General features: G+C 69.8%; 1 protein-coding gene. It reads left to right on the forward strand.

Annotation, left to right across the window (positions count from 1 at the left end):
• The coding region (locus ACEU5R_RS31870) for a fimbria/pilus outer membrane usher protein (protein WP_392413897.1) at positions 1-1,753 on the forward strand (1,753 nt) is incomplete at both ends.

Consider the following 1,753-nt stretch of genomic DNA (forward strand, 5'->3'; position numbering starts at 1 on the left):
GCGTGCCGGGGCCGGACGGCGCGGCGGGCAGCCCGGAGCTGCGGCTGGACGCGATTCCGGGCCTGCGCTACAGCTACAACGCCGCGACGCAGTCGGTGAACCTGGTGGTGCCGGATGCGTTGCGCACGCCTTACGCGCTCGATATGCGCGGCGTGTCCCGGGCGCCGCCGGCCACCAGCGGACGCGGGCTGGTGCTGAATTACGACGCCTACGCGCAGACCAGCGGCCTGTCCCGGTTGTCGCTGTACACCGAACAGCGCTATTTCAGTCCGTCCGGCGTGTTCAGCAACACCGGCATCAGCTATCTTGGCGGGCGCGCCAACCTTGCCGATGGCACTGGGCGCTACATCCGCTACGACACGTACTGGACGCATTCCGACCAGGACACGATGCGCACGCTGCGGCTGGGCGACACGATCACGTCGTCGCTGGATTGGTCGCGCTCGATCCGCATCGCCGGGGTGCAGTGGGGTCGCAACTTCTCGCTGCGGCCGGACCTGGTGACTTTCCCGGTGGCGGCGATCAGCGCGTCCTCGGTGGTGCCGTCGTCGATCGCGCTGTACATCAACGGGGTGCAGCAATACTCCAGCAACGTGCCCGCCGGCCCCTTCGTGGTCAACCAGATTCCCGGCATCACCGGCGCGGGCCAGGCCACCATCGTCACGCGCGACGCGTTGGGGCGCAGCATCGCGACGACGGTGCCGTTGTACGTGGACACGCGCTTGCTGGCGCGGGGCCTGTCCAGCTATTCGGTGGAGGCGGGCTTCGTGCGGCGGCGGTTCAGCGTGCGTTCGTTCGAATACGACCACGCGCCGGCCGTCAGCGCATCGGGCCGCTATGGGCTGGATGACGCGCTGACGCTGGAAGGGCATGCCGAGAGCGCGCCCGGCGTCTACAACCTGGGAGCGGGCGCGCTGGTCAGGCTGGGCGAGGCGGGCGTGGTCAGCGCTTCGCTGGCCGGCAGCGCGGGCCGTTACGCGGGCGGCCAGACCAGCCTGGGCTACCAGTACGTGCGGCCGGGATTCAGCCTGGACATGCAGGCGACGCGCGCGTTGGGGGGGTATGGGGATCTCGGATCCCGCGAGCAGGCGCCCGTGGCGCGGCAGATCGACCGCGTCACCCTGTCGTTTCCCGTCGCCCAGTCGCAGAGCGCGGCCTTGAGCTATATCGGCTATCGCCAGCCGGCCGCGCCGGCCGCCAGACTGGGCTCGGCGACCTACACCGTCAATCTGCACAGCCGCGCGGTCATGAGCTTGAGTGCTTTCCACGACTTCAATCAGTCCGGCTCGAATGGCATGTACTTGAGCCTGACGCTGATGCTGGGCGATCGGACCCAGGCCTTCGCGTCGGCCAGCCGCCAGCAGGGCCAGGACAGTTACAGCGTGGGCGCGCAGCATTCGATCGACTACGAGGGCGGCGCGGGCTGGTCGGTGCAGCGCGGACGCAGCGGCGGGCAGGCCTACACGCAGGGCCAGGTGCAGTACCTGGGCCGCTACGGCCAGCTGACCGGTCTGGCGCAGGACCTGGGCGGACGCACGCAGGCGGCGGCCCAGGCCTCGGGGGCGCTGGTGCTGATGGACGGGGTGGTCACGCCGTCGCGCCGGATCAACGACAGCTTCGCGCTGGTGTCGACGGGCGCGCCGGGCGTGGACGTGCTGCACGAGAACCGCAAGTTGGGCAAGACCGACAGCTCGGGCCACCTGCTGGTGCCGGACCTGATTCCCTATCAGGCCAACCGGGTGTCGATCGACGT

The organism is Achromobacter sp. 413638 (assembly GCF_043119405.1).
Classification (GTDB): domain Bacteria; phylum Pseudomonadota; class Gammaproteobacteria; order Burkholderiales; family Burkholderiaceae_B; genus Achromobacter.